The following is a 2,027-nucleotide window of genomic DNA, read 5'->3' as shown; positions in this document are numbered from 1 at the left end:
GTCCACGAGCGCGATCAGGATGCGGACGGTCGATCCGCTCGCGAGGAACCTCGCCGAATCGGCCGCCCTGCGGATCATCTGGTCATGCCGCGGCGGCTTGGCGGTCGACCTGGTCGACGTCATGACGACCTCCGAGGGGCGTTCGACGCGAGGTGCCGAGTCGTCCGCCACAACTCGGCCCCGTAAGGAGTGAGGCTGTAGACGTACTTTCGGCCGTACCGCCCGCCGCTGGGCACGGTGACGAAGTCGACGACCCCGGCGGCGTGGAGCCGGGCGAGCTTCGACGGCACGTTGGAGGCGAGGAACCCGGCTTCGTCTGCAATCCGCACCGCCGTCGCCGGACCGCGGGACAGCACGGCCAGCACACCGGCGCTGCCGGCGATCAGTCTCGCGGTGGAAACGGCGTTCGCCAGGTCGCCGCGCTGGACGGTCGCGGTCTCGATGTGCATCCCAGAGGGCTCCGTTCAGAGGGGAGGTCTCGCGCCCCGGCAGAAGGCGCGAGACGGAGGCGTCAGGACTTCGAGGGCCGCGCCGCCTTGCGTAGGGCCGCATGGCGGATGACCGATTCGCCTACGATTTCGGCCGTCCCCCGTTCGGCCAGCATGCCGGCCACGGCGAGGGGGACGAAGACTTCCATGCCCTCGAACGTCCGGATCGTTCGATTCCCCATGGGAACCCTGAAGCCGTCGGACCGCGTGATGCGGACCTTGATCTGTTGAACGAGATTCATATCGTGATGTCCTGTTGGTTAACAGCTCGGACGACGAGTTACGTCGACGCCTCACGACGTCGGCGGCAACACGGCGTAGATTTCGGCCGATCCAGCCATTTCCAGCGCGTGGTCCAGGTCGGCGACGGGCGTCTGGAAGCTCGCTCCTTCCGCAAGTGCGGCGACCGGAGCCGTCCTGTTGATCGCCCCCCTGGCGGTCACTTCATTCACCGTGACGACCTCGCCGGCCGAGCAGACGCGATTGCCGACGATGACGTCCTTGGCCAGGGCGACGACCTGGATGGAAGGGGTCTGGAGCAACACCGGGCCGTTGTTCGCGCTCATTGCGTGTTCCTTTCGAGGGATGAGACAACCGGCCGACGCTCGACCGGCTCCAACGAATTCGGGGAGCCGTGCTCAGACGCTCGGGAGGCCGTCCCTCGCCAGTTCGGCCGCGGCTTCTTTCAGCTGCCGCTGAGGCATCGAGAATCGCTCCCCAGCCGCGATGATGAAGCCGGGATCGATTCCCGGCCGTTGCATGAGCACGAAGACCACGTCTTCGGGGACGCGGTAGATCTGTCCCTCCATGAGGACGGCGTTCGAAATCTGGACGTGGTCGCGAACCGCCTTGACCCCGATCTTGGGGATCTCGCAATTCGGGGCAGGGGCCCTGTAGCGGCCCCTGACGCCGGCGTCCAGGCATCGGACGGCCGACCGGCTCAAGATCGAGGCGTCTCGCCTGAGGACCCCGCTCAGCATTCCATCGACGGCGTCGACTTCACGAACGTCGAGAGTCTCGCCGGCCGCGACCCGGACGCCCCCGACGCGACCGTCGCGAGCCCCCTTGACCTTAACCATCGGCCCCATGAAGGCCGTGCCGGCGTCCGACCTGGTCGACCTCGAGGCCTTCTCACGAGGGAACAGGTCGTCGACGTCGCCGACGTATCGCGCCGTCTCGCTGTCGGCGTCGTCCGCGTAAGATGCCGCTTTGAGATCCTTGTCAGGCGTCTCGAATCGACAATCGGGGGCGAGCCTCGCGACAGGTTGCTCGCGGCAGACGACCCTGTAGGCGACGGCCTCGGAAACCTCGACGACGTCGCCTTCGCGACAGACGCGACGTCCGATGATGACGTCATCCGCCAGGGCGACGACCTTGACAACCCGAGAATCCTTCGACAACAGCTTCATTCGATCGACCCTTTCGATTTGGAGATGGAGGCCTGACGATCCGGGTTTTTAGGCGGTGACGATGTCCTTGATGACGCCGAACGCCGCGGGCTGGAGGATCGCGACGTCCACGTCCTGGAACACGTTGACC

General features: G+C 66.2%; 4 protein-coding genes. All 4 read right to left on the bottom strand.

Features of this window, described 5'->3' with window-relative positions; translation table 11 throughout:
* Window positions 1-119 precede the first annotated feature (119 nt).
* Window positions 120-449 (bottom strand): MarR family winged helix-turn-helix transcriptional regulator, encoded by a 330-nt coding sequence (locus G5C50_RS32035; protein WP_165076156.1) that lies wholly within the window; start codon window positions 447-449, stop codon window positions 120-122.
* 62 nt (window positions 450-511) lie between these two features.
* Window positions 512-730: a hypothetical protein gene (locus G5C50_RS32030; protein ID WP_165076154.1), complete on the bottom strand. Its 219-nt coding sequence runs from the start codon at window positions 728-730 to the stop codon at window positions 512-514.
* A gap of 51 nt (window positions 731-781) precedes the next feature.
* Window positions 782-1,054: a hypothetical protein gene (locus G5C50_RS32025; RefSeq protein WP_165076151.1), complete on the bottom strand. Its 273-nt coding sequence runs from the start codon at window positions 1,052-1,054 to the stop codon at window positions 782-784.
* A gap of 72 nt (window positions 1,055-1,126) precedes the next feature.
* A complete protein-coding gene (locus G5C50_RS32020) occupies window positions 1,127-1,897 on the bottom strand; it encodes a hypothetical protein (protein WP_165076149.1) in 771 nt (256 codons plus the stop codon).
* Window positions 1,898-2,027 lie beyond the last annotated feature (130 nt).

Source organism: Paludisphaera rhizosphaerae (assembly GCF_011065895.1).
GTDB classification, from domain to species: domain Bacteria; phylum Planctomycetota; class Planctomycetia; order Isosphaerales; family Isosphaeraceae; genus Paludisphaera; species Paludisphaera rhizosphaerae.
This window is presented reverse-complemented; position numbering and strand designations above follow the sequence as displayed.